General features: G+C 56.1%; 17 protein-coding genes and 1 pseudogene. 9 read left to right on the top strand and 9 right to left on the bottom strand.

The annotated features are described in order from the left end of the window. Window positions 1-40: 40 nt before the first annotated feature. The 6 genes and pseudogenes from GCU68_RS20010 to GCU68_RS19985 form a co-directional block, all read right to left on the bottom strand. A complete protein-coding gene (locus GCU68_RS20010) occupies window positions 41-1,192 on the bottom strand; it encodes an inositol monophosphatase family protein (RefSeq protein ID WP_152944431.1) in 1,152 nt (383 codons plus the stop codon). Between the two features lie 625 nt (window positions 1,193-1,817). After that, window positions 1,818-2,933 (bottom strand): tyrosine-type recombinase/integrase, encoded by a 1,116-nt coding sequence (locus tag GCU68_RS20005; protein ID WP_152944381.1) that lies wholly within the window; start codon window positions 2,931-2,933, stop codon window positions 1,818-1,820. A gap of 526 nt (window positions 2,934-3,459) precedes the next feature. Then, window positions 3,460-4,467 carry an asparaginase gene (locus GCU68_RS20000; RefSeq protein WP_152944380.1) on the bottom strand — a complete coding sequence of 336 codons (1,008 nt, stop codon included), beginning with the start codon at window positions 4,465-4,467 and terminating at the stop codon, window positions 3,460-3,462. Between the two features lie 102 nt (window positions 4,468-4,569). Next, window positions 4,570-6,339, bottom strand: coding sequence for a Na+/H+ antiporter NhaC family protein (locus tag GCU68_RS19995; protein ID WP_193565109.1), 1,770 nt, complete (start codon window positions 6,337-6,339; stop codon window positions 4,570-4,572). 199 nt (window positions 6,340-6,538) lie between these two features. Continuing rightward, window positions 6,539-7,306: an IclR family transcriptional regulator gene (locus GCU68_RS19990; protein WP_152944379.1), complete on the bottom strand. Its 768-nt coding sequence runs from the start codon at window positions 7,304-7,306 to the stop codon at window positions 6,539-6,541. Window positions 7,307-7,875: 569 nt separating this feature from the next. Continuing rightward, a pseudogene (locus GCU68_RS19985) lies at window positions 7,876-8,217 on the bottom strand (IS66 family transposase); the annotation flags it as partial. A gap of 489 nt (window positions 8,218-8,706) precedes the next feature. Here GCU68_RS19985 and GCU68_RS19980 point away from each other — a divergent pair. Next, window positions 8,707-9,789: a TrmB family transcriptional regulator gene (locus tag GCU68_RS19980; protein WP_152944378.1), complete on the top strand. Its 1,083-nt coding sequence runs from the start codon at window positions 8,707-8,709 to the stop codon at window positions 9,787-9,789. Here the strand turns inward: GCU68_RS19980 and GCU68_RS19975 are convergent. Continuing rightward, on the bottom strand, window positions 9,780-12,011 hold the full coding sequence (locus GCU68_RS19975; RefSeq protein ID WP_227015127.1) for a glycoside hydrolase family 3 N-terminal domain-containing protein: 2,232 nt from the start codon (window positions 12,009-12,011) through the stop codon (window positions 9,780-9,782). The genes GCU68_RS19980 and GCU68_RS19975 overlap by 10 nt on opposite strands. A 398-nt stretch (window positions 12,012-12,409) precedes the next feature. Here GCU68_RS19975 and GCU68_RS19970 point away from each other — a divergent pair, with 398 nt between their 5' ends. From GCU68_RS19970 to GCU68_RS19945, 6 genes are read left to right on the top strand one after another with little or no spacing between them, the layout of a single operon-like run. Then, window positions 12,410-13,978 (top strand): ABC transporter substrate-binding protein, encoded by a 1,569-nt coding sequence (locus tag GCU68_RS19970; RefSeq protein ID WP_227015125.1) that lies wholly within the window; start codon window positions 12,410-12,412, stop codon window positions 13,976-13,978. Between the two features lie 21 nt (window positions 13,979-13,999). After that, window positions 14,000-15,004 (top strand): ABC transporter permease, encoded by a 1,005-nt coding sequence (locus tag GCU68_RS19965; RefSeq protein WP_152944377.1) that lies wholly within the window; start codon window positions 14,000-14,002, stop codon window positions 15,002-15,004. Next, window positions 14,991-16,004: an ABC transporter permease gene (locus GCU68_RS19960; protein WP_152944376.1), complete on the top strand. Its 1,014-nt coding sequence runs from the start codon at window positions 14,991-14,993 to the stop codon at window positions 16,002-16,004. Before GCU68_RS19965 ends, GCU68_RS19960 begins: the two co-directional genes overlap by 14 nt. Continuing rightward, window positions 16,005-17,096 (top strand): ABC transporter ATP-binding protein, encoded by a 1,092-nt coding sequence (locus GCU68_RS19955; RefSeq protein WP_152944375.1) that lies wholly within the window; start codon window positions 16,005-16,007, stop codon window positions 17,094-17,096. Then, window positions 17,093-18,193 carry an oligopeptide/dipeptide ABC transporter ATP-binding protein gene (locus tag GCU68_RS19950; protein ID WP_152944374.1) on the top strand — a complete coding sequence of 367 codons (1,101 nt, stop codon included), beginning with the start codon at window positions 17,093-17,095 and terminating at the stop codon, window positions 18,191-18,193. Before GCU68_RS19955 ends, GCU68_RS19950 begins: the two co-directional genes overlap by 4 nt. A 48-nt stretch (window positions 18,194-18,241) precedes the next feature. After that, window positions 18,242-19,171, top strand: coding sequence for an NAD-dependent epimerase/dehydratase family protein (locus GCU68_RS19945; RefSeq protein ID WP_152944373.1), 930 nt, complete (start codon window positions 18,242-18,244; stop codon window positions 19,169-19,171). Window positions 19,172-19,423: 252 nt separating this feature from the next. Here the strand turns inward: GCU68_RS19945 and GCU68_RS19940 are convergent, their stop codons facing one another. Continuing rightward, on the bottom strand, window positions 19,424-19,882 hold the full coding sequence (locus GCU68_RS19940; protein WP_152944372.1) for a universal stress protein: 459 nt from the start codon (window positions 19,880-19,882) through the stop codon (window positions 19,424-19,426). 152 nt (window positions 19,883-20,034) lie between these two features. Between GCU68_RS19940 and GCU68_RS19935 the strand changes: the two genes are divergently transcribed. Next, complete coding sequence (locus GCU68_RS19935; protein ID WP_193565108.1) at window positions 20,035-20,268, top strand: hypothetical protein; 234 nt, start codon at window positions 20,035-20,037, stop codon at window positions 20,266-20,268. 1,230 nt (window positions 20,269-21,498) lie between these two features. On the opposite strand, the gene GCU68_RS19930 is transcribed toward GCU68_RS19935, so the two are convergent. After that, window positions 21,499-22,560 carry a hypothetical protein gene (locus tag GCU68_RS19930; protein ID WP_227015123.1) on the bottom strand — a complete coding sequence of 354 codons (1,062 nt, stop codon included), beginning with the start codon at window positions 22,558-22,560 and terminating at the stop codon, window positions 21,499-21,501. Window positions 22,561-22,966: 406 nt separating this feature from the next. Here GCU68_RS19930 and GCU68_RS19925 point away from each other — a divergent pair, with 406 nt between their 5' ends. Beyond that, a complete protein-coding gene (locus GCU68_RS19925; RefSeq protein WP_152944371.1) occupies window positions 22,967-24,043 on the top strand; it encodes a CNNM domain-containing protein in 1,077 nt (358 codons plus the stop codon). The last annotated feature ends 212 nt before the right edge of the window (window positions 24,044-24,255 follow it).

The following is a 24,255-nucleotide window of genomic DNA, read 5'->3' as shown; positions in this document are numbered from 1 at the left end:
AGGGGTGGATAGCCGATTGGTAGTTGGTCTTCTCTTGGCTTCACCTCTCAGATCTATCTAGAATTTCATCAACCTTTCCAATCAATGCGTCGACGGGCGTGGTGAGCCAGTCTTTTCCAGCTGCATCGTAGAGGTTCAGATAATTTTCGTGGAGTGTACTATTTGTAGCGACGAGATCTCCAGAGAGGATAGAATCAAGGTCATCGTTACCCTCAAAGTCGGTTACTGTTCCGCCCGCCTCTCGGACGATCAATGCTCCAGGTGCGACGTCTACTTCCTTGAGATCAGCAACGGAGCATGTGTCAAACTGGCCATCGGCAACAAACGCGATATCCGGTGCGGCCGCTCCGCTCAGTCGTGTCCCTATCGAGTCCGCAAAGAGGTATCTCCAGAGACCCATATAACCGAAATCGTCGGCAGTGTCTTTGCTATAGAACCCGACCCCGTGAAGCGCATCTGAGAAGGTGTCTGTCTCAGTGACTATGAGTTGTTCTGGCTCAGAATCCTCATCTACAAGGTCAAAGCCATCACTCTCAAATTTGTACGCACCTTTGTCTTTGACGGCCACCCAAACCTCGTCTCGAAGCGAATAGTACGTTACACCAGCATACAGCTCTCCGGGATACTCTGCATCGGTTTCATCTTCCTCGCCATCATTTTTTATGACAGCGATGTTGACACCGAAATGTGGAATCTCTTGGATAAAGTTCGTCGTCCCGTCGAGGGGATCAAGCATCCAGAGATAATTGTACTCTCCCTCACCGCCGCCTTGCTCTTCGCCATATATGGCGTGGCCTTCCTCTTCGAAGTCATCACCGAGTTCGTTTTCAATGGTCTCGCGAAGGAGTGTTTCCGCTTCCGTGTCAACCTCTGTAAGAAGATTCTGAGGGTCTTTTTCCTCTGACTGTTCGATGGAACCAAAGTAATTTTGATGGAGTTGTGCCGCTTGGCCCGCTGCTTTGACGGCAATCCGAAGATATCGGTCATCAATTGGCAGCTGCCCCTCAAGATCTTTGACGATTCCTTCCTCTTCCTCGTCATCGCCGTTGTGTGAATCGCCGAAGGCGGTATTAGCTCCTATTGCTCCGGCGCCGAGGGCCGCTCCCGCCACTCCAGTTGTCTTGAGGAACCGGCGACGAGCATTGCTTATAATGCTGCGCTCCGTTTCGGAGTCGCTTTCAGGTCGTGACATGATCCATCACGAGTGGATCACACACCCATTGATATTTGTTATTGAATATATATTATAAATATATTCGATAGTAAAAAATTAATATTTTCAACACTTAATATTTTTAGTATATTATTTTCTTTACTTTGAGTATAATAGAAATCTTCTCACGGTGTTGGTTACACTCTTTCTCAGGCGAATTGACCGATAAGTGGGTGTGCGAACTGAACACTGCAATTTCTATCAGGTATCGGTGATGTTCGTTGAATCGTGCTGCATCCAGCAGCAAAGCAATTACTGGTCCAGGTTACTCGGCATGATCATCATCGATCTGTTCGAGGAACCGACGTATCTCATCGAAATCTCATTCCTCGCCTTACCTCGTCTTCGGACTTATCGAACTTGACGAACTTCTTATTTTGCCTTGTTGCAGGTCCAGTTAGCAGGTCCTTCAGTCCCTCTGAATGTTTTTCGTGAGGACGACCACGAAGGGTCGGTGTCACCACGTTCTCCCGCAAGGGACATTCCCAAAGAACGGCGCACAAACCGAGTACCGTCCACCGTGGCGGCAATACTTCCTCCAGCAAGTCATAGATCGGCTGAGACTCCCGCGAGGGAAACCGCGTCGTTTACGGCGCGGAGGATGTCATTCGTTTTCGAAGACGTCTCCAACCTCTTCTGCGAGTTCGCTCGCTTCGATGTGGGCATACATTTCCGACGTGGTCCGCGGATCAGCGTGGCGAAGTGCTCGCTGGGCTGCCGCCGGTCCGCGTTCACGATAGACCGCTTCGCCGACGCCACGGCGCGCGCCGTGGGGTTTTAGATACTCGCCGTCGACCTCGAGGTCGACCTCGTCACAGAGTCGCTTCAGGACCGACCGCCCACCGTTCGTCGAGAGTGACGGCGGCACGATGTCGTGGCTGCGACACAACTCGAGTGGCTCGCCTGCGGACGGATCGACGTCATCAGGCAACACACCATAGAGCGAGGGGGCATGACTCGTCACGAACACTGGCCACTCCGGCGACGATGGCTCGAGCGCTGTTTCGAGGCGCTCGAGCGGGCCGTGACACTGTGCAGGGAGCTGTGCTTCTTCGAACTGCTGGTTCTTCCCGAGGACGAGCAGTTGATTGTTCTCGAGGTCGACGTCCTGCCAGCGGAGGCCGTTACGCCGCTCATCACGTGGATCTGCGAGGATCTCTCCGCCGCGAACGCCGGAGTACGCCAGTACGTAGCTGAGCGCGCGATCGCGAAGTTCCTCGAGTGCACCAGTGCCTCGTTCGTCGACGGCCCGATGTGCACGGTCGTCGACGTAGCGAAGCAACGCCTGTCGATCGTCGACCGACCAGAACTGCTGGTCGCCGCTTTTGTTCGTCGGCCGCGGGGGGAGTTCGTCGAGCGCGATCCCTTTTTGTGCGGGGTTTTCCTCGAGGTAGTCCCACCGGACGCAGTACGACAGGTACGACGAGACGTAGTCGTAGTAGGTCCAGGCGGTGGCTGCAGTAATGCCGCCGTCGACAGTTCGGCTTTTCCCGGCGTCAACGCGCCGGGAGAGATACTGCGCGTAGCTCGCCATCGTTCGCTTGTCGATCTCTTCGACCGTTTCGATGTCGCGTTGCTCGAGTCGCTGTCGCCACTGGGTGAGGACGCGCTCGAGTGCGTCGCGATAGTTGCCAGCCTTGTTGCCCGACTCGAGAAAGTCGTCGATGGTGGTCTCGAGCGGGTGTCCTCCGGGCGTAGCCGCCGAATTGCTCGGATCCATTGGTTCGGATGTCCGTACAGTGTCGGGGTAGATAAATTCACTGTACATTACTGGACTAACGCACAGTGGCTGTGGAAAACGCCAATTCGACCGATTTCGATCTTCTCGAGGGATCTAGATCAATGTCCTGGTTTATATAAACTATATATTGATATAGGAAATTCTTGAGCTCGAAAGATGAAACGACAGGGCGTTTAACGGGGCTACAATGCATTATTTCAGCCGAATTGGGGATTTCATACGACTCAAGAAACCCCCTACAGTCCGAGTAATGTTTCATATCTCTCTATCTCGTTCCTACGAAAAGAGAAACAGCACTGCCTCTCATGACGGCGGGTTCACTCGGAAACTGTAGCGTGTCTTAATCGATTCCTGTCTGCTTCTTTAACAGCGTACTCGATTAAGAGACGTCATCCGAGGTGATGTGGAACTATAAATCATATAAGGACTAACGGATAGTCTATCGACCATTCACTCTTTTGACTTCGATGTTGCCGTTATTTATGATAATTTCGATACGACATGGTCATACGTCATGTTTGGTCCGTATGTATCCATGCCCGGTATACCGTTCAGGATCGAACAGCGCACGGATGTCTCCGTCGTCATCACACGTTGATAGTGCGACGAGGAGTTTAAGTCGAGCTTTGTGGGCTGAGAGGTTGGATGCGAATACGGCGCCCGCCTCTTTGAGCGTCTTCCCACCGCCGTCGGAGCCGTAGACATCGGAGACGATACCGTTCCGGCACCGCGTCGTAACGACAACTGTAACGCCCATTTCGATTGCATCTTTGACGGCGGCAGCCATATTTCCCGGGACGTTTCCCAGTCCGAGTGCGTCAACGACAATGCCGTCAATGCCACGATCGACCGCATCTCGAATTCTATCGCCGCTCGTGTCCGTCGACGTCGGGACGACAGTGACAGTCGCCGTCAGTTCTCGAGTGGGGATTGTCCGCGATAGGCTTTCGGGACGACGGTAGAACCAGAACCCGTCCGGTGTCCGTTCTGCGACGGGCCCGTAGTTTCCCGAATCGTAGGCGTTGGGATTGCTGCTATGGCGCTTCGTCACCGGTCGCGCTGCATGGAGTAGATCATTAAAAAAGACGTAGACTCCATCCCGGATGTACTCGTGACTCGCTGCATTGAGGGCGCCACGGACGTTCGCCGGTCCGTCGGGACTAACTTGATCGTGCGCTCGCTGGGCTCCCGTGAGAACGACGGGTACGTCCTTCTCTAGGACGAGATCGAGATAATAAGCCGTCTCCTCAATCGTATCAGTTCCATGGAAGACGACGATGCCGTCTACATCGTTGGCCACAGTCCGAATTCGGTGGGCCAGCGACTCAAGATCTTCGAGCGTCAGTTCCGAACTCGGAGTCTGCGTCAACTGGTCCAGTTCGACGTCAACGTGCTCAAAAACATCCGAATAGGATCGCGCAAGTTCCTGTACCGATTCGGTCGGAACGGCTCCATCTGGTCCCGACGTACACGCAATTGTCCCACCGGTCGCGATGGCATGAATGGTTGGCATATACGATACTGTACGGAGGATATGTATACCGTTTGTGATCGCTCGCACTCTGCTCCAGATGGATCCGAATGAAGTTGAGAGAGAAGAAACGGGGACGACGCGTCAGAACCCGAAGGTCACGAACGCGAATACCAAACAGAGGTATGCGGCGACGATGCCAACCGCAGTGAGTGGAATCGACGCGAGGTAGTCATACGTCCCGTTGCCACGTGTCGCGGCGGAGCGCTCCCCGTTTTCGATCCCTTCTACGTTGACCTTGCCGTTGTCGATGGCTTCGGCCGTCGGCATGATTTCTGGGAGGTTCTTGCGGCGCGCGTCGAACTTGTTCAGCGCGATAATAACGATGGCGGTGAGAACGACAGACAGTGGGAGCAACACCATCACAGAGGTAAGTCCAACCGCGTACAGAAGCAGTGCAATAACCGTCACGCCGGCTGCAGTCATCGCAAACGGTACCTGGGTGTTCACGTGGTCAATGTGGTCGGACCCAGCAAAGATTGACGACATGACTGTAGTGTCACTAATCGGCGAGACGTGATCGCCCCAGATCGCGCCGCCGAACAGGACGCCCATCAGAACTGGGAGGATCGACAGACCGACCAGTTCGTATCCCAGCGGAATCGCAAGCGGGGTTAGGATTGCCATAGTGCCCCAGGACGTTCCTGTAGTGAACGCGATGAACATTGCAGCCACGAAGATTATGAGCGGTAGGAACGAACCGGGAACGCCACTGTTGACCATCATGTCGACGATATACTCCGCTGTCCCAACCTGTTCGGCGGCGTGACCGATGCTCCAGGCGAGGACGATGATCGCAGCTGCGATCATCATCGTCTTGAACCCGTTGATTACGGTGTCGCTGGCTTCCTCTAAATCCATCGTCCCGAAGCCAACCGCACCGAGCATCCCGACGGCCATGAACGCGAACGAGCCGTACAAGAGACCGAGTGCGACGTCGGTCTCTTGGAACGCGGTTGCGACGTCAACACCTGGCTGGTGACCGCCGCCAAGCCACCACATCGAGACGATACCCACGATCAACAGTGTTAGAATCGGAGCGAAGAAGTTGATTAAGGTAGGGTTCTTTTCGCTTGGTTCGCCGACGTCGGTTGTGATATCGGACAGCGGCGTCGCGTCGTCGCGGTGGGTCTTCTTTTCGGCTCGCGATCGCCACTCGGCATCCAACATAGGGCCATAGAACCGCTGAGTGATCGAAATAAACCCAACCATAAAGAACGCTAGGAAACAGTAGATATTCCACGGAATACTCTGGAGGAAGAGCCCAAACGCGGTGATCCCGACTTCCTCAGCGGTAAACTGCGCAGCCTCGAAGCCGACGATAATCATCGAGACCTGGTATCCGATCCAGTTCGATACCGGACCGAACGTCGTCACCGGTGAGGTCGTCGAATCTAGCACGTAGGCGTGCATCTCTCGAGATGTGTTGTTCTCTTCGGAGAGTTCTCGAGTCGCGTTGCCCGTCACGATTGTACTCGTATACGAGTCGAAGAAAATGAAAATCCCAATGAGCCATGTTAGGATCTGCGAGTCCCGTGCCGTGTTCACCCGATGGCCGATCCAGTTCTGGAGCGCGATGATTCCGCCTGATTTGTAAATGAACGCGGCACCAGCGCCCATGAACATAATCAAGATCAGAAACTTGGTGTCAAATGGTGATCTGACGACTTCGACGATCCAGTCCATTGACAACGCTGTTGCTGCGATCGGATTCCAGTCGGCGATCATCAACGCACCGATCCATACCCCGGCGAACAGCGACACGAGCACTTGCCGCGTATACATCGCGAGTGAAATTGCGAGAAGCGGCGGTGCCAGTGCCAATGCTGCAACCGGAAGCGATTCGTATGACATACACACTCAACGTGTAGGCTACACTATTTTAATCTTTTGAATGAATGTCGGGAAAGCGATCAGATGGATACAGGAAGCGCTATTCTCTGTAGGATGTTTAACCATCGATGCCAGAAAGACCGATACGTACGAAATTCAAGTCTCGATTACAGGCATATCAAAGGATTGATTATCGGTATTCGGTCGATCTCGAGGTCGGTTACAGGAGCCCCTGTGAGACTAGTTCCCTCTCGAAGTCTGGCACGACTCGCTGCAGAATATCGGGGAATTCTTGATGGAGGTCGGTGTCTTCAATCCGATAAGCTGGGCCGGAAATGGTGAATCCCCCGATAATGTTTCCGTCAGGGTCCTTGGCGATGACACCGGCGACGCGCTTACCCGGTATCGACTCTTGATCGTTGATTGCATAACCCCGTTCCCGAATGCGGTCAAGTTCAGCTTTGAGTTCCGACCGCGACGTGATCGTCTCCTCGGTAAGTTCTGGGAGCCCCCACCGGTCAACGATCTCGTTGACGCGGGACTCCGGCAACCGGGCGAGAATAGCTTTCCCAATCGCTGTAGTGTGCATGTACTCATAGTTGTTAAGACGAGAACTTGGCTTGGCGGAACTGCCGACCGAATCGAACAATGTCACGATGCGGCCGTTCTCCTCAATCCCGAAATCGGATTCCTCGTTTGACTGTTCAGCGAGTTCGATAACGTACTTTCCCGCCAGCTCGTACACCTTGCTGCGGTTCCGAACATACATTCCAATGTGATAGAATCGCGTCCCGAGTCGGTATTCATTGCCGTCGGAGATAACGTAGCCGTGTTGTGAAAGTGTATAGAGATGTTTGTAGACGGTGCTCTTGGACAGTTCTGTCGTCGCTGCGAGTTCTGCAGGCGTCGCCCCGTCAAGTTCCTGAATCGTTTCGATTACCGTCAACGATGTGTCCGTCGTCGTCAACAGCTGGCTTTCATCTGTCATCATTCATTTCTTATCGACTATTCACCTAAATCTATGTATTATAGAACCAGCAGCTCACCCATAGAAACACCATTCCGTGAATTGAAGATATACGGCTTTTCATAACTAATGAAAAAGAATATGGTTGAACGTTCCCTTAAGCCAATTCCATGTATCGTATAATAACTCTTAGACCGGTCCAAGTAACCCTGTAAGGGGCGATCACACAGACAGCGGACTGTTCTGATCCACGAATACGGTGAGAGAACAGTTTCGAAGATGTAGCCAACCACTTTCTATTATTTTCTCATATATTTGTATTTGTGATGGACAAGTATGAATTTTTGGCGACTCGAGAAGTGGTTGACGTTACCCCGAACAGGGTACACTCTAATCTATGATACATAGAATACGGTTGGCCACACAACCATCAGCATCGGTCCGAAGACTCTGTCATGATATATAGCCGTGTATTTTACACTCATACGAATGTATAGACAGCACCGAACGGTCCAATACGAAACAGCGGGTCATTTGAACGACCGATATAGAACAACACGTGAGTGAAGACGTTTCCATAGGGTATGAGTTTACCCCGAAGTCTCGACAGCCGGCACAGCGTGAGCCCGTGAGATCCTCTCATTATTGCTGACGACTCGGCGAAGTTCTTCGTAGGGATTGCGTCCCTGCTGGCGCCATATCGCCAGCAGGGACAAGATCGTCTCGTGAACGAACATACCTCGATCGTTACGAAGTGTTCCGATGATTTTCCAGAGAACGACTGGTTCACGAAGTGCGTTCTCAGCTGCATTGTTCGTCGGGGCGACCGCTGGCTCACCGATGAAGGTGAGCCAGTGGTCGATTCCGCCTTTGATCTTCCTGGGAAGTGTTGCCACTGATTCGTCGTCAACTGACCGCTCAACGAGCGATTTGCACTGGGATTCGACGAGGCACAGCTGAATACCTGCTCCTCTATCGATTCTATTCCCCCCGTATCTAGTGACCCTTCGTTGCAGGTGGCGCTATCAAAACAGGTGTATAACAGTCCAACTCAACAGAGGTGGCTCCGAAGGGATGTGTTTCAAACGGTGTTGTGACCGACGCTCGCCCAGAAGCAACCGACAGCACAGCGCAGGTGGATCGTTACGAGATACAAATTGAAGTTTAAGATAGTATATTAATACAGTTCTTACACACCAATATCGGATTTGTTCATCACATTATAGATCGAGGAATATTGAATTTCAATTCTCGAAATGGTTGGTTCTAGATGCGGTATAGCGTTGTTATACATCGAATCTGCTAATAGACAAATAACATAACTCTATGCAGAATGGTTGGTGAATATGAATTTACGGAATAGTGATTAACAGCATACGCGGATGCAGTAACCTTTCATACTTGGCCGCGAGTTATCGCCTATGGACCACGAGACGCTCAGACAGGCGTTAGAAAACGCCGATCTCACCGCCTACGAGGCCGAAACGTATCTAGCGCTGATCAACTACGGTCGCCTCCCGGCTGTTGATGTCGCAAAGAAGTCCGACGTCCCGAAGTCACAGGTGTACGATACGCTCCGGTCACTGGAGTCGAAAGGGTTCGTCAACACGATCGATCAGGATCGATTACATGCAGAGCCTGCAGATCCCGTCGACATCCTTACTCACTTGCGCGAACGGGGCGAACTGTTTACTGATGCTGCCGAGGAACTCGAAGACCGCTGGGAGCAACCGGATCTCAACGACCACCGGGTGGGCGTGGTCAAGCACGCTGATACGGTCCTTGAACACGTTCGAACGCAGATTCGAGAAACCGACATTGCCGTTGAAATCGCGCTGACTGCCGATCAGTTCGAATCGCTACGGGCAGCCCTCTACTCGGCTGCTGAACGGGGTGTTATCGTCCATATCGCCATCTATTATGAATCCGGTCTGACCGAGCGAAGTAACGCGTGGGACCTTTCAAAGCCAAACCTCGAAGTGCGAATCGTCAAGATTCCCGGCCCGTTCATCGCCGTGCTCGACCGGAGTCGAACGTATTTCGCGCCGAACTCGCGGTCCACAGAGAGCTACGGTATCCTGATCAATGACAATATCCTCTCGTTTATCAACCACTGGTACTATCAAACCTGCCTCTGGTACTCGTGGGAACCGTTGGAACCAAGTCAGGAACTCCCGAAGTCGTATATTAGCCTCAAGGAATTTATCAGAGACATCTCCTCGCTGCACCACGACGGTGGGACTATCGCTGTAACCATCTCAGGCATCGACGTGGCGGCCGATGAGTTCCGAACAGTCACGGGGACAGTCACGGACATCTACTATCCTGACGTAATCGCTGACGACTCACCATCGCTCGAACAGCTCTCGACCTACGCGGTGGTGAGGATCGATACTGGCGACGAGATACTCACTGTCGGTGGCTGGGGAGCAGTGTTCGAGGATATCGAAGCACAGAAAATCACGGTAGAGGCGATCTCGCTCGACGGCGTCGGTCAGTCGTAGCTTGTCTCGATAGTGAGTCCGACTGTCTGGTTCCCGACGTGTACCGAGTATTCCCCGGGCTCTGTCTGTCTGACGCCGTTGTCGTCCACTCGACCCAGTTCGGCCGCGTCGACCTCGATTTCGACCGTCACTCGCTGGCCGCTGTCGAGCGAGACCCGCTCGAAACCACGGAGCTCACGGACCGGCGTGATACGCGAACTCGCGTGGTCAGTGACGTACACCTGTACAACGTCGCTTCCCGCTCGGTCGCCGACATTTTCGACCGGCACTCGAACCGTCGTCGTGTCGTGTGGTCCGATGGTAGACTCGGCCATGCTCACATTGCCGTACTCGAAGTCGGTGTAACTGAGTCCGTGGCCGAACTCGAACAGTGGATCGTACGACGAGGGGTGTTCTTCCTGCCCGATAGGTGTGGGGTGTGGAAAGTGATTGAACCGTGTCTGCAGGTGCCCCTCGGATTTCGGAATCGAGATTGGCAATCGGCCGCTGGGGTCGTTCTCGCCGAAGAGCGTCTCGGCAACCGCATGACCACCCATCGTCCCCGGGTAGTACGCCATGAGGAGCGCCGGCACGTGCTCGGCCATCCAGTCGACGATGAGCGGTCGGCCCGTAATCAACACGCCAACAACGGGTGTCCCCGTCTCGTGGATCGCTTCCACGAGCTCGCGCTGGGCGTCCGGAAGATGGAGGGTGTGTCGGTTTGGGAACTCATCGGGTTCGGTTCCGGTGTCGACAGTCGGGCCGAACTCGTGGAGATACCACGGTTCGCCAACAGCAACGACGGCGATGTCCGCGTCTTCGGCTGCCTCAACGGCCGCATCTATATCGAGCGCGTCATTCATTGTCGACCCCTGTTCGTAGACGACATTGCCGGAGGTGGCTGCTTCGATTCCCTCGCGGATCGTCACGACGTCGGTGCCTTCGGGATCGGGAACACTCCAGCCACCGAGCTGGTGGACTACGTTATCCGCGTTTGGCCCGGCGACGAGGACGTCCGAGTCCTCGTCAAGCGGCAGGAGGGCGTCATTTTTCAGGAGCGTCATCGCGTCACGTGCCACATCGAGGGATGCCTCGCGGTGGGCGTCGGCACCGACCACGTCACGTGCCTCGTTCGGGTCGACGAAGGGGTCCTCGAAGAGCCCCAACCGGAACTTCTGCTCGAGGACACGCTCGACGCTGTCGTCGACGACGGCTTCGGCCACTTCGCCGTCCTCGACGAGCGAGACGAGATGATCGGCGTGTTCGATCGCATCGACAGACGCGATGTCGAGACCGGCTTTGCGGGTCTGGCGGACGGAGTCGCGATGGTCAGCAGTTATCATGTGATCTTCGTCGAGCATCTTCACGCCGCCCCAATCGGAGACCACGGTGCCGTCGAAATCCAACGTTTCACGGAGCAGTTCTGTCAGATAGCGCTGCGATCCGTGTGCGGGTTCCCCGTCGACAGCGTTGTAACAGGGCATCACCGACTCGACGTCCTCGTCCAAGACGTCGAGAAACGACGGCAAGAAGACGTTTCGCAACAGGTACTCTGACACTTCGACTGGAGCGGCGTCTTCGCCACGCGCAGGTTCGCTGTAGGCCGGGAAATGTTTCGCCGTCGCAATGACCGACGACGAGTCCTCGATCCCGTCGCCCTGATAGCCACGAACCTTCGCAGCCGCCAATTTCGCGCAGAGATACGGACTTTCGCCGAACGTTTCGAACGTGCGTCCCCACCGTGGGTCACGGGCCACGTCACAGGTCGGCGAGTAGTTTTGGTGTGCGCCGCTCCGGCGTACCTCGGTGGCTGTGATGCTGGCACCCTGCTCGATTAAGTCGACATCCCATGTCGCTCCGGCGCCGAGACCGTTGGGGAACGCTGTCCCTTCGGCGACGTAGGCATGACCGTGGACGGCGTCGACGTTGAACAACAGGGGAATACCGAGCCGTGTCTCCGAGAGCGCGGCTTCTTGAAGTCGGTTGACGTTCTCGACGATCTCGTCCAATCGCATGTCCATGGCCCCGCCCCATCCGAACGATGCGACGGCCCCGACGTTGTGTTCTGTGACTTCCTTTTCGACGTCGTCGATATCTTTGAACTCCTCGAGGTGGCCCGCCCACGTCCCGACAAGTTGCCTGGCCTTCTCCTCGAGCGTCATTCTATCGAGCAGGTCGGTAACACGTTTCGTGATCGAGACAGTCGAATCTCTGTAAAGTGGTTGCGTATCGCTAGACTGCATCGTGAGAACGATTCAACTATGTGCATTTATACTTTTGCATGATAGTGATCCCAAACTCTGTACTTGCGGTGAGGGCAGAGTTGCTCGAGGGAAGGCAACGACGCTGACTCACTCTGACGTTCCGGACCAGTTTACGTTATCACTCACCAATAGCTGGTGTGGTACAGTTGGGCGTGTGTTTGTTCCTCAATACCAAAACATTTAATATGGGTAGAATTACAGTGGAGTTGTACGCAATGTCACGAACTACTGATGGCTATCGCGATATGATTAGCCGACGGCAACTAGTCAAACTAACTGGCGTTTCTGGAGCAGCAGCCCTCGCCGGGTGTCTCGGCGGCGAGTCGTCCAGTGCCACTACTCTCACGGGCGCCACCAACGAAGGGGTCCCGTCGAATATGCACCTGAACCCGATGGCGACCCAGAATTACGACTGGACCGCAGGCAACCACATCTTCGAGCGCTTTGCGGCTTACAACTTCAGTACACAGGAGTTTGAGTTGGCCGGGCTAGAGGACTGGTCGTTCGAAGACGAGACGGTCACGCTGACGCTGCGTGATGACCTCAAGTGGGACACCGGCGACGACGTTACGGCGGGCGACGTCATCACGCAGTTCAGGCTGATGGAAAAGACCAATGCCACGCTGTGGGACTTCACCGACAGCGTTGAAGAGGGTGAGACAGACAAGACGGTCGTCATCAACCTCTCGCGCCCGTCAAATCCGGAGATTATCAAGCATACGCTTGCTAATGGCGATCTCCGTATTCATGGGTATCAGCCTGTTTACAATGAGTTTCTGGACCAAGATGCATCAGCTATCCAGCAATTCGAGTGGGAAGACGATATTCACGGCAACGGTCCATTCACGTTCGAATCCAAGAACGACCAAGCTTGGACCCTTACGCGCAACGAGCACTTCTACAACGCCGACGCCATCGATTTCGACACATACGAACTTCTGAGCCGACAGGAGAACACCGCACTCCAGCAAGGGTTGATGGGCGGCGAGCTCGACGTCGTCTCGAGCCTGTTTGTGCCACCGACCATCGTCGAGAGCTTCCCGGACCATGTCGAAGAGGTCACCCTTCCGGCGAACTGGGGATACGGAGTCATCTTCAATCACGACGACGAGGACTTCGGCAACCGAAATGTTCGCCAGGCGGTCGCACACGTTATCAACCGTCAGCAGGTTGCCGATAACGCCGGACCACGCACGAAGAATCCGGCTCCGAAAGTCACCGGCATTGCGCCGGCCGATCAAGAAACTTGGCTCGGTGACGACTACGACCGTTTCGAAAGTTACGGTCCGGATGCCACACAGTCCGAGGCGGCTGCCGAACTGCTCCGTGACGCCGGCTACTCGAGGTCGGACGGGACGTGGCGCGACGGCGATGGGAACACTCTCGGTGGAAGCTACGTGACCCCGGCGGGGTGGACCGACTGGACGACTGCAACCAACACCGTCGTCGATCAGCTGAACTCCTTCGGTTTCGACTTCGAAATAAACTCGCTACCGAGTGGTGACTTCTACGGTGCGTACACCAACTCCGATTTCGCGGTGGGCGCGTTCTACTGGCTACCCGGTGGCGCTCGCTCGTCGTTCCCGTACTTCCCGCTTCGGTGGCAACTCAACATCCCAGACGTCGACGGCGGACACAATTTCGAGGAAGGCGAATATACTGTCCCGGCGATGGATGATTCGGGCGAGATGACATTGAATCCGTTCGAAGAGATTCGCAGCGTTGCAACGATGCAGGACGACGCTCAGGTTTCCGAGACGATAACACGGGTCGCGTGGCACAACAACCAGAATCTCCCGATTCTCGGCATCGTCGCGAAGCAAGACCAGTCATGGCTCACCAGCGACGAGTGGGACGTCGCGCCGGCCGAGGACTCCGCTCGCGGTATCAAGTGGCCCTCGCATTGGCTCCCCAAGCAAGGCCAGTTGAACCCGATCAATCAGTAACACGAGGAAAGGAAGTACACAATGGTCAACTACTACGTACGCCGAACGGCTCGGGTATTCGCCACCATATTCATGGTTGCGTCACTGACGTTCGTCCTGATACGGCTCCTTCCAGGCGGTCCGTACACGCTGTTACGCGCCCAGTTGCTCAGACAGGGCGTGCCGGCCTCGGAAGTCGACGCTCGAATCGCTAACCTACAGAATATCCGTCCAGACGCGCCTCTCTGGCAGCAGTACCTCGACTACATGATGGCTCTCGCCCAGGGTAACCTCGGGGAGTCGATTTCGCTCAACGAACCAGTCGTTTCGATCCTCGCCAGTTCAGCCCCGTGGACCGTGTTCGTCGTGCTTGTCTCGACGATACTCGTGTTCGTCATTGGTATCTTTCTCGGGGCGCTACAGGCGTACTGGGAAGGCTCCCGATTCGATAAGCTGTTTTCGGGGATCTCGATTACCCTGATGTCGGTACCGTTCTACGTCGTCGCCGTCTTGGCGCTGTACATCTTCGCCTACCAGCTCGGCTGGTTGCCCACTGCGGGGACAGTCGGAAACGGGGTCGAACGGCAACTCAGCATCCCGTTCGTCCTTAGCGCTTTGGAACACAGCGTGCTGCCCATCTTCTCGTACACGCTGGGAGCAATCGGTGGACAGGCGCTCGCGATGCGCGGGAACAGCATTCAGGTGCTCGGCAACGACTACGTGCAGGTGGCTCGCCTTCGAGGCCTCTCGGACCGTCGTATCGCGACCCGATACGTCGCCCGGAACGCCATCTTACCGATGTACACGGGATTCCTCCTCCTGCTTGGCTTCCGGCTCGGCGGGACCGTTATTCTGGAGCAGATCTTCTCCTACACCGGTCTGGGGTACTACCTCATCACCGCACTGAACGCGAACGACTACCCGCTAATGATGGGTACTTTCCTCGTCATCACCGTGGCGCTCGTTCTCGGCGTCTACATCGCGGACTTGACGTACAGCAAAATTGACCCACGCATCAGCGCAGGTGATTCGGATGAAGCCTACTGAGACGAACGGGGTTGACTGGCGAAGCGAGAGCACGTCGGCACCGGACGTGACGACGCGTGAGCGACTCCGTGAGGTGTACGACGAGCGGATTCATACCCCACTGCTCGTCGCGTGGGCCGACTGGCGAACGCGACTAGGTTTTCTTATCCTCGGCGGATATCTCCTGATTGCGCTTGTCGCGGTGCTGGGGCTCTGGAGAGAACCGTCGACGAGTCAAGCGCCCCGCTACCTCATGCTGTTCGAGAACATGAACTATCCGCTCGGCACGACTGCTTCCGGGACGGATCTCGCCGCGCTCATCATCCATTCGACGCCCGACATCCTGCTGATGATTACCGCCGGTGCGGTGTGGGCGACGGCTGTCGCCGTCGTGATCGGGACCGTCGCCGGCTACAAGGGCGGCCGCGTCGACAGGGCGCTGATGTCGTTTTCAGACCTCGTCATGGCGATCCCTGGCCTGCCGCTCGTGATTATTCTCGCGGTGACACTCAATCCACAGAATCCCATCCTACTGGGCATCGTTATTAATATCAGCTACTGGGCCGGTCTCGGTCGGTCGCTTCGCTCGCAGGTGCTTACTATTCGCGAAAACGACTACGTCGAGGCGTCCCGAACGATGGGCGTCAACACCCCGCAAATCATCATGAAGGATATCATCCCCAACCTGATGCCCTACGTGACGGTCAACTTCGTGTTCGCCGCGCGCTATGTCATGTTCGCCTCCGTGGGACTGTACTTCCTCGGGGTGTTGCCGTATTCGACGCAGAACTGGGGTGTGACTCTCAACCTCGCCTACAGCGGCGGGGCGCTTTTCTCGTGGAGTGCGGCCCACTGGCTGCTGGCTCCGATGGTCGCAATCATGGGCCTCTCGCTGGGTCTCATCCTGCTCAGCCAGGGACTCGACCGGGTGTTCAATCCTCGAGTCCGGACTCGGATGTCCGGTACGTCCAGTTCGACGGCGAACGACAACGACGACGATCGTGTGACGGAGGTACTCTAGATGACACCAGATATCACAGCACAACGACGGCACGGTGATCCGATGGCGGCGACCGATCCGATACTCGAGATGCGCAACGCCAAAGTCACGTACGACGACGGCGAGACGTTCGTCTTAGACGACGTGAGTATGGCCATCGAGCGCAACGAGGTGGTCGGTGTCGTCGGCGAGAGCGGGAGCGGGAAGTCGATGTTCGCCTCGGCGATGCTCGACGCGATTCCCGACCCTGGACGGCTCTCCGGCGAAATCCTCTACCACAAAGCCGACGGGACGACGATCGACATTCTGGAGCTCAGCCAAGAGGAACTTCGACAGTTCCGATGGGAGGAAATCGCCATGGTGTTCCAGGGGGCGATGAGTTCGTTCAACCCGACGATGAAAGTCGGTGGTCACTTCCGTGAGACGCTGAAAGCACACGACGCCCACGTGACCGAGGGTATGGAGTTCGCTCGAGAACTGCTGGCTGACTTGTATCTCGATCCCGATCGAGTTCTCGACTCGTATCCACACGAACTCTCAGGTGGAATGCAACAGCGCGCACTCATCGCCCTCTCGCTCGTGCTGGAACCGAACGTCCTCGTGATGGACGAACCGACGGCCGCGCTGGACCTGCTGATGCAACGGTCGATTCTGATGCTCCTGCAGGAGTTACAGGAGAAGTACGACCTGACGATGGTGTTCATCACCCACGACCTGCCGCTCGTCGCCGCGTTGGCCGACCGGATGGCCGTAATGTACGCCTTCGATCTCATCGAAGTCGCCCCCCGAGACCAACTCATCGGTAACTCGGGACATCCCTACACGCGCGCGCTACTCAACTCGACGCCGAACCTCGACGCCCCACTCGAGGAGATGCGTGCGATCGACGGCCAAAGTCCGGCACCAGTCAACGTGCCGTCGGGCTGTTCGTACGCCCCACGCTGTCCGCTCGCGACCGACGAGTGTCGGTCCGACGATCCGGCGTTCTACGAAACCGGACCCAGCCACAGCACGGCTTGTCACCACTGGGAACAGGCAAGAGAGACGATCGAACTGAACTTCGACGCCATCGACACCGAACCGCTCGAGGCTGACACGGAGGATGACGCATGAGCCAGTCAAATACCCGCGCCAAACCGAACAGCAGAGACGCCGATGCACCGCTCGTCTCGCTCGAAAACGTCGAAGTCCACTTCGAGAAGGATCAAGGACTGTTCGACTTCTTCGAGGAGCCGGACGTCGTCAAAGCGGTCGACGGTATCTCGATCGACATCGAGGAGAATGACGTTCTCGCACTTGTCGGCGAAAGCGGGTGTGGAAAGTCGACGCTGGGTAAGACAACTATCGGGCTGCAACGGCCCACTGGCGGGACCGTCCGTTACCGCGGGCAAGACATCTGGGCGGCCAAGGACCAGACCGGTGAGATCGACATTCCGTTCAGCGAAATCCGATCGTCACTCCAAATCATCCATCAGGACCCGGGGAGTTCGCTGAACCCGAACCAGCGAATCGTCGACATCCTCGCACAGCCCATCAAACAGACGCACCCTGACATCGGCCTCAGTGAGCGACGAGAGCGAATCTACTCACTGCTCGAGCGCGTCGGGATGAACCCGGCGGCTGATTTCGCCGACCGATATCCCCACCAGCTCAGTGGCGGGGAACAACAGCGCGTTGCACTCTCCCGTGCGCTGTTAATGAATCCTGACCTTATCCTTGCCGACGAGGCGATCAGTGCGCTTGACGTCTCCCTGCGCGTCGAGATGATGGACCTGATGTTGGACCTGCAGGCAGACTTCGACACGTCGTTCGTGTTCATCTCACACGACCTCTCGAACGCACGTTACTTCGCCGAACACGGAGACGGGCGCATCGGCGTGATGTACCTCGGCGAAATCGTCGAAGTGGGGCCGGCCGAGCGACTCATCGAGGACCCCGGTCACCCCTACACGAACGTGCTGCGATGGGCGACCCCCGACCTCGCGCTTCACGCGACTGGCGCGACCGAACCGCCGATGCGGAGGATCGACATCCCCGATCCGGTGAATCCGCCGTCTGGCTGCCGGTTCCACACCCGGTGTCCGGAGGCACGCGAGGCGTGTCGGGAGTCCTGTCCCACCATGGATGGGGAGCGGGGCGCCCACCGAACCGCTTGCTTCCGCACGCAACCGGATCACGAGTACTGGGACAGCGCGCCGCTTGACGACTGAGCGGGACCGGACGCCATCTTTTTTAGTTCGTCAATGGCTAGAGTTAGTATGGATTCGCATCCAGAGACACTCATCGTGACCGGTGCGCTCGGCGGAGCCGGACGCTGGATCGTTGACCGACTCGCCGAGGAACCGTACACCATCGTCGCCGTCGACCGCGACCTGCCGACGGGGACGCCCCCGGACGGTGTCGACTTCCGGGCGGTCGACCTCGTAGACGCCGGCGAGACCACCGACCTCGTGCTATCGGTCGACCCGGACGCCATCGTCCACCTCGCGGCGATTCCAGATCCACTCGACCACGCCGGCGAGCGTGTCTACCGCAACAACGTCCTGAGTACGTACAACGTGCTAAACGCGGCGGGTCGGGTCGGCGCGGACGTGACGTGGACCTCCAGCGAATCCGCCTACGGCTTCCCTTTCGCCGAGTCGGTGCGGACACCTGACGTACTCCCTATCGAGGAGCACCATCCGCTACGTCCGGCCGACCCCTATGGCCTCTCGAAGGTCAGCGGCGAGGAAACGGCAAAGACCGTCGTCCGGCGTGACGGTATCTCTGTCTGCTCGATTCGGCCCTCGTGGGTCCAGTACCCCGGCGAATACTTCGTCACCGAACTCCGCGAGGCGTTCGACATAGACGTCCTTGCCGCAGACCCCGAGGGTGCCGTCGGCGGCGGCCCCGGAAACTACTGGTCGTACGTCGACGTCCGTGATCTTGCCGACCAGATTGCCCGGTCGCTGACCATCGATATCGACGGCCATGAAGCCGTCCACTGCCACGCCCAAGACAACTACCTCGGCGAGGAGACGACCGACCTGTTCGCGGCGTTGCTCGGCGAGGTGCCCGAACCCTGTTCGCTCTCTGGCGAAGAGTCCGCGTTCTCAATGGCAAAAGCCCGGGATCTGCTCGGTTGGACGCCAAGTCACGACTGGCGCAGCGAGTCAGCAGTCGACGGACCCGACTTCGGCGCACCTTGATCGGGCCGTCAGTAGACTCGTACTCGCCGCCGACAGGGTGGCTGGCGTGGAGTACACGACGTTAGAGAACCGGTACAGTAGCGAGTCGCATAGGGCGTGGCTGTATGAGTTTCGGCAGCAAGGACCTGTGGATGCTCGACGAAGCTGCGTTTCGGGACATCATTAACCGGGCCGACCACGTCGCTACGACGAGTACCACCGCCGTCCGACTCGTCGATAGACGGACCGTGTGTGCAGAAGATAGACACTCGTTCACTCGGTGACGAGCGTCGTGTAGCCGTTGAAGTTGAGGATGACCTGCTGTGCGAAGTCGCCGAAGATGGCTTTTCCGGTGGGTGACCGAGCGGAACCGACGATGAATACGTGGTCACAGTCGTGTTCGAGGGCCGTCTCGAGGACGTGCTGAGCCCGCGTCTTTTCCGAGTCGACGGCGACCGTGATTTGCGGGTCAGCACTTGTCTCCGACAGTACCGATTGGGCGAATGCCGTCGCGTCGGCCTGGGCACCCTCAATGATAACTGAATGGTCGTAATCAACGTGTTCGACCCGCTCAACCGATTCGAGGGAGTCCACATGTGCATCGTATTCGGCTTCGTCGAGGTGCCACAGGATGACGAGTTCGCTGTCATCCTTGGCTACCCAATCCGCTGCTTCTGCGAGGAGATCGCGATGTGTCTCCGTCTCTCTGAGGCTTACTAATCCGCGTTCCATATGAGTACAAACTCCCACGCTCAGGGTATAAAGCTGCCGTTCAGTGATATACTGGCCAAGAAGCGATGTCGTGGGAGCTATCGAAGTGGGTGTTATGGTCTTCTTCCGGCGTTGATCGGGACATTAATGACCACTCGAACGGATGAAAATGTATGACAATTAGCGAAGCCTTCATGGACGCAGTCTGCGAGCAGCGAAATAACATACCGCTGCTGCTCGCGGTCGTCATCGTGATGGGGCTACTACTCGCATTCTCGTTTCTCTTTCTCCAACCCGGTACCGCCGCGTACGTCATCGCACTCGTGGACCTGATACTTGTCGTCGGATGTCTCGTCACATTCGGCGGTACGTATTGGTACTGTACGAAGCGGGCAATGAACGACTGATACTGCTGGACAACAGTCAGTAAACGCCCGATCGCACGAGAACGGTCGTCGCCGGAGGCGACGAGCCGTGAGACGCGATCGGTGCGTGAATCATTTTGTCCGGCAGTATGAGAATCAGTACTGACGGGAAGATGAATGCCGTGCCGGCCCTGAACCGAGAAGACCGTTGAGTACAAGCTGTAGCTGCCACTGAAACGAGTTACACATCGATTTCACAGCCGCCATGCGATCTGGTTTGTATTGTCTTTCAGTGGCTACTATATTCTCCGACTGCTCGGCGTTGAACGATCTCATCAAGGGATCTGGAAATACATTGGTTAATTGATAATATTCCAGACCCGCCGCCGAATTCGCTGTCTCGAGTCGCTATTAATAAATATACTGTTACTATTGGTGGCTACTGGTATTGGGAACAACGCACAAGAGTACTTAACTCATAGTTGGTTCTCGAGGGCGCAGTATTCGGACGGCGAGACACCGATCCAGCTGCTGCGCTCCTGCACTGATTGACCGAGAAAAACGATCTCCTCGAGACAGTATTTCTCGTCGATAGTTACGGATATCTGGTTTCTTCATTTCGATTAGGATCGAGCGGTCAGGTCGATTACGCCGACCGATTTCTCATTGAGAAGTAGTTTTATACGTTGCAGATGAAAAGTGACTATTTCCACAACTTTCGGATAGGTGATCGAACGACCGTCGGAGATTGTATTGGGATAAATATACACTACTGCAACACACCTTGTCAGAAATAGTCACTATACAGATAGACGTCAGTGGCGGTGCTAAACCAGACCGTGCCGGAGTGACGATTCGATATTCTCCGTGTCAGCTTTTCCACCGATCGCTGGCTGTTGTGATGGATCTCCGTGATTAATCCAATCCGTTTTAGTTGTTACCGAGGCGATCGGTCCGATCCCGTTCGATCTGACGCTTCGAAAGCCGGACACGTGTTCGTTCGAGACATCCGAGACGGATGGCGAAGTCGCAATCGCGTTCATTCAGGAGACTGTTGACGCGTTCGTTGCTGATTGGGGTGGCTCGGACGCTTCCGACAATGTCGTGGAACCGGCGGGAACGAACACCTCGTCTCCAGTCACGGCGAGTCCAGAGTGTACTTCGTTGATTCCGGGGAGCGAGCGCGACCAGTACCTCTCCTCTGTTCTGACGTCGGTCGCGGAGACTGTCCCATGTTGTCAGCGACCCAGGCCGTCCCGTCGAATTGAGTCTTCAGCTATCGCTTTCTCCGTCGACAAATCGCAGCCAATCCCAGTCGACGCCTTGTGTCGACCGGAAGCCAATACTCATTTCGTTCTCGATGCCATCTGTCACACTTGTGCTAACGGTGCCGAGCACAGTGCCGTCGAGGTCTTGGATACGGAACGCAACCCCGTTAGAACTGTCGGCAACAAATTGACAGTCGACAGTTTTGCCGACCAAATTAGGAAGTCTCGAGTTCTTGTCAAGGACCTCAGTACCACTCCCCGTCTCTCGAGCGATCCGAATTCCTCCTTTCGGATCAACAATGAGCCGCCATCCGGGGGTCTTTGTGGACCACACGTCGTCTTCCATCCCGAAAATAATCCAGGGCTGAGAGGTGTCCGAGGCGGGACGCATAAGTACCGAGACTACGCGTCCATCTTCGGGGTAGTTCGAGAGCCTCTCCCCAGGTAGCCCCTGATTAGGGAAGGAACGGATATTCGAGCTGCCGCTTTGCCGAATACCCTGACTCGAGTCCTCGTGTAAAGCTGCACTCGAGGAGACGCTAGCATTGCCGCTTCCGTCACGCGTCCATGGACCTAACTGACCGCCGCTGTCGTAGTTTTCGAAGTCGTCGATCAGCAGCGTGGCCAGTTCGTCGGGTTCGTCACTCTCGTTACCGGGTTCGTCACTCTCGTTACCGGGTTCGTCACTCTCATTGCTAGAGTCGAAATCATCTGAGTCGCTCGTTACGCTGTCCGGTTCACTGTCGGTTCCAGTGTCGTTCTCGTTGTTCTCGTCGGTCCCATTGTCCTGTTGGCTCGCTTCGCTTTCGTCGTCTCTTGTTCCGATACGGTCCCCGCACCCAGCCAGCGTAACAGCGAACGCCGCTCCGGCACCTTCAAGTATCGCGCGTCGTCGCATAGGTAGGTATTCTCTGAGGTTCGAATAACAGTATCGAATTCCAGAGTGTATGGAACGATAGCTGATTATGAGGTTGTACTCGTGACGGTGCTGCTGTCTTTTGTCTCGATCCTTCTCGAAAAGGTCTGGGTGATGCTCTCGGAAGCGTTCGATCCCTCGTGGTAGCATCGGAGTGGGCCTTTCTGATCGCACGGTCGAAAATGTATTTCAGATCTCATTCTGGGTCATCGAGGAAACTCACCCCTTGGGCGGGGAGGAGTCGCAGAAGCCTCGATGGCGAACTTCGGCGGCTATGACGCGTACGCCGTGACCGCCGCCGGCCGTATCCCATCCTTTCGTATGACTGCCAAATCGGGACTATGATGGAGCGACAACCAATGATCAGATTACGAACCCACAATGGAGATATCCGTCTCGAGGAATACGGTGCGATCGGGGCTACCGGCTCTTATACGTCGATGCACTACGCGCGCTTGCCCTGTTCACCAGATGGTCACAACTGCGAGCGCAGTTTTCGGTCGGCGTACCGCATCGATCCACTCCTGCTTTTACTAATGTTCGTCAGTTCCAAATCATGAATTTAGGAATGATCGTAGTCCGTCTGGTTGCTGGTCTCTTGCTGATTCTCGCAAACGCATTCTTCGTTGCCATCGAGTTCGCACTAACCCGGGCTCGGCAGTTTACTGAGGTGGAGTTTGTTGACGGCAATCCCGCACTCGAGCGGGCGTGGGAGATGACCGACAACCTCGAGCTCTATCTGACCACGTGCCAGGTCGGCATTACAGCCTCGAGCATCGCGGTCGGGATCATCGCCGAACCCGCGCTCGCAGCCATTTTCGAGCCCCTCTTCGCGAACACGGCGCTGGCCGCGATCGGCAGCGGCGGAATCCTCGCGTTTCTCATCATCAATCTCGTTCACCTGACACACGGTGAACAGACGCCGACGTATTTGGGTGTCGAACGATCGCGGATGGTCTGTCGATACGGAGCAACACCATTGTATTGGTTCCATTGGCTGATCTCGCCGGTGATCACTCTCGGCGACGGGATTGCGAAACTGACGCTCAAACTCTTCGGAATCGAGATGACCGGTGCCTGGCTCGAAACCGAAGAAGACGTCATCGAGTCGCGGGCCGATCTCCGGAACAGACTCGGATCGGTCCTCGAGGAGGGAGATCTCACCGACGAACGCCGTGAGGAGGTGATGAACGCGTTCCAGATCGGAGAGCAACCTATTCGAGAGATTATGGTCGGATCCGATGAGATCGTCGCACTATCGACAGAGGACGACGCCGAGGAAAACCTTCGGAAGATGGAGGAGCGGCCGCAGACACGGTATCCGCTGGTCGGAAACGAACTGACCGACTTTCGGGGCATTCTCTATACGCCGGTCCTCGTTAGATACCGCGAACAATTGACTAACGGTGATCTCGATTTCGCCGAACTGGCGGAACCACCGATGACACTCTCCCCCGACGCAGATGTCAGCGATGCGGTCGACCAGTTCCAGGCAGAGAATCACGAACTCGCACTGGTGATCGAAGATGGCGAGGTAGTCGGACTCATTACTGTGACCGACTTGCTCGAGGCAGTGATGGGTGAACTCGAGGATCCGATTCACCGAAAGCAGTTGGAAACAGCTGATCGTTGATCGTCTCCCAGTCGGCTGCGAACCGTCTGCCGAATCACAACATATTGATTATTCATACAGAACCCTACAACACCCTCACAACTCGGAGTTGGCCCCTGAAGAAATTGATTCGACAGAGTCGGATGCTCTTATCGCGGTGGAAATACAGACGGATAGTAGTAGAGATCGCGGTCCGACCGAGTGCGGCCCGACTGGGGATATTTGAGCGACAG

It is taken from the genome of Natronorubrum aibiense, assembly GCF_009392895.1.
GTDB classification, from domain to species: domain Archaea; phylum Halobacteriota; class Halobacteria; order Halobacteriales; family Natrialbaceae; genus Natronorubrum; species Natronorubrum aibiense.
This window is presented reverse-complemented; position numbering and strand designations above follow the sequence as displayed.

Bases quoted from the DNA above. Each gene is read 5' to 3' on its own strand.
- GCU68_RS20010 (WP_152944431.1), bottom strand. From the start codon at position 1,192: ATGTCACGACCTGAAAGCGACTCCGAAACGGAGCGCAGCATTATAAGC.
- GCU68_RS20005 (WP_152944381.1), bottom strand. From the start codon at position 2,933: ATGGATCCGAGCAATTCGGCGGCTACGCCCGGAGGACACCCGCTCGAG.
- GCU68_RS20000 (WP_152944380.1), bottom strand. From the start codon at position 4,467: ATGCCAACCATTCATGCCATCGCGACCGGTGGGACAATTGCGTGTACG.
- GCU68_RS19995 (WP_193565109.1), bottom strand. From the start codon at position 6,339: ATGTCATACGAATCGCTTCCGGTTGCAGCATTGGCACTGGCACCGCCG.
- GCU68_RS19990 (WP_152944379.1), bottom strand. From the start codon at position 7,306: ATGACAGATGAAAGCCAGCTGTTGACGACGACGGACACATCGTTGACG.
- GCU68_RS19980 (WP_152944378.1), top strand. From the start codon at position 8,707: ATGGACCACGAGACGCTCAGACAGGCGTTAGAAAACGCCGATCTCACC.
- GCU68_RS19975 (WP_227015127.1), bottom strand. From the start codon at position 12,011: ATGCAGTCTAGCGATACGCAACCACTTTACAGAGATTCGACTGTCTCG.
- GCU68_RS19970 (WP_227015125.1), top strand. From the start codon at position 12,410: ATGCACCTGAACCCGATGGCGACCCAGAATTACGACTGGACCGCAGGC.
- GCU68_RS19965 (WP_152944377.1), top strand. From the start codon at position 14,000: ATGGTCAACTACTACGTACGCCGAACGGCTCGGGTATTCGCCACCATA.
- GCU68_RS19960 (WP_152944376.1), top strand. From the start codon at position 14,991: ATGAAGCCTACTGAGACGAACGGGGTTGACTGGCGAAGCGAGAGCACG.
- GCU68_RS19955 (WP_152944375.1), top strand. From the start codon at position 16,005: ATGACACCAGATATCACAGCACAACGACGGCACGGTGATCCGATGGCG.
- GCU68_RS19950 (WP_152944374.1), top strand. From the start codon at position 17,093: ATGAGCCAGTCAAATACCCGCGCCAAACCGAACAGCAGAGACGCCGAT.
- GCU68_RS19945 (WP_152944373.1), top strand. From the start codon at position 18,242: ATGGATTCGCATCCAGAGACACTCATCGTGACCGGTGCGCTCGGCGGA.
- GCU68_RS19940 (WP_152944372.1), bottom strand. From the start codon at position 19,882: ATGGAACGCGGATTAGTAAGCCTCAGAGAGACGGAGACACATCGCGAT.
- GCU68_RS19935 (WP_193565108.1), top strand. From the start codon at position 20,035: ATGACAATTAGCGAAGCCTTCATGGACGCAGTCTGCGAGCAGCGAAAT.
- GCU68_RS19930 (WP_227015123.1), bottom strand. From the start codon at position 22,560: ATGCTACCACGAGGGATCGAACGCTTCCGAGAGCATCACCCAGACCTT.
- GCU68_RS19925 (WP_152944371.1), top strand. From the start codon at position 22,967: ATGAATTTAGGAATGATCGTAGTCCGTCTGGTTGCTGGTCTCTTGCTG.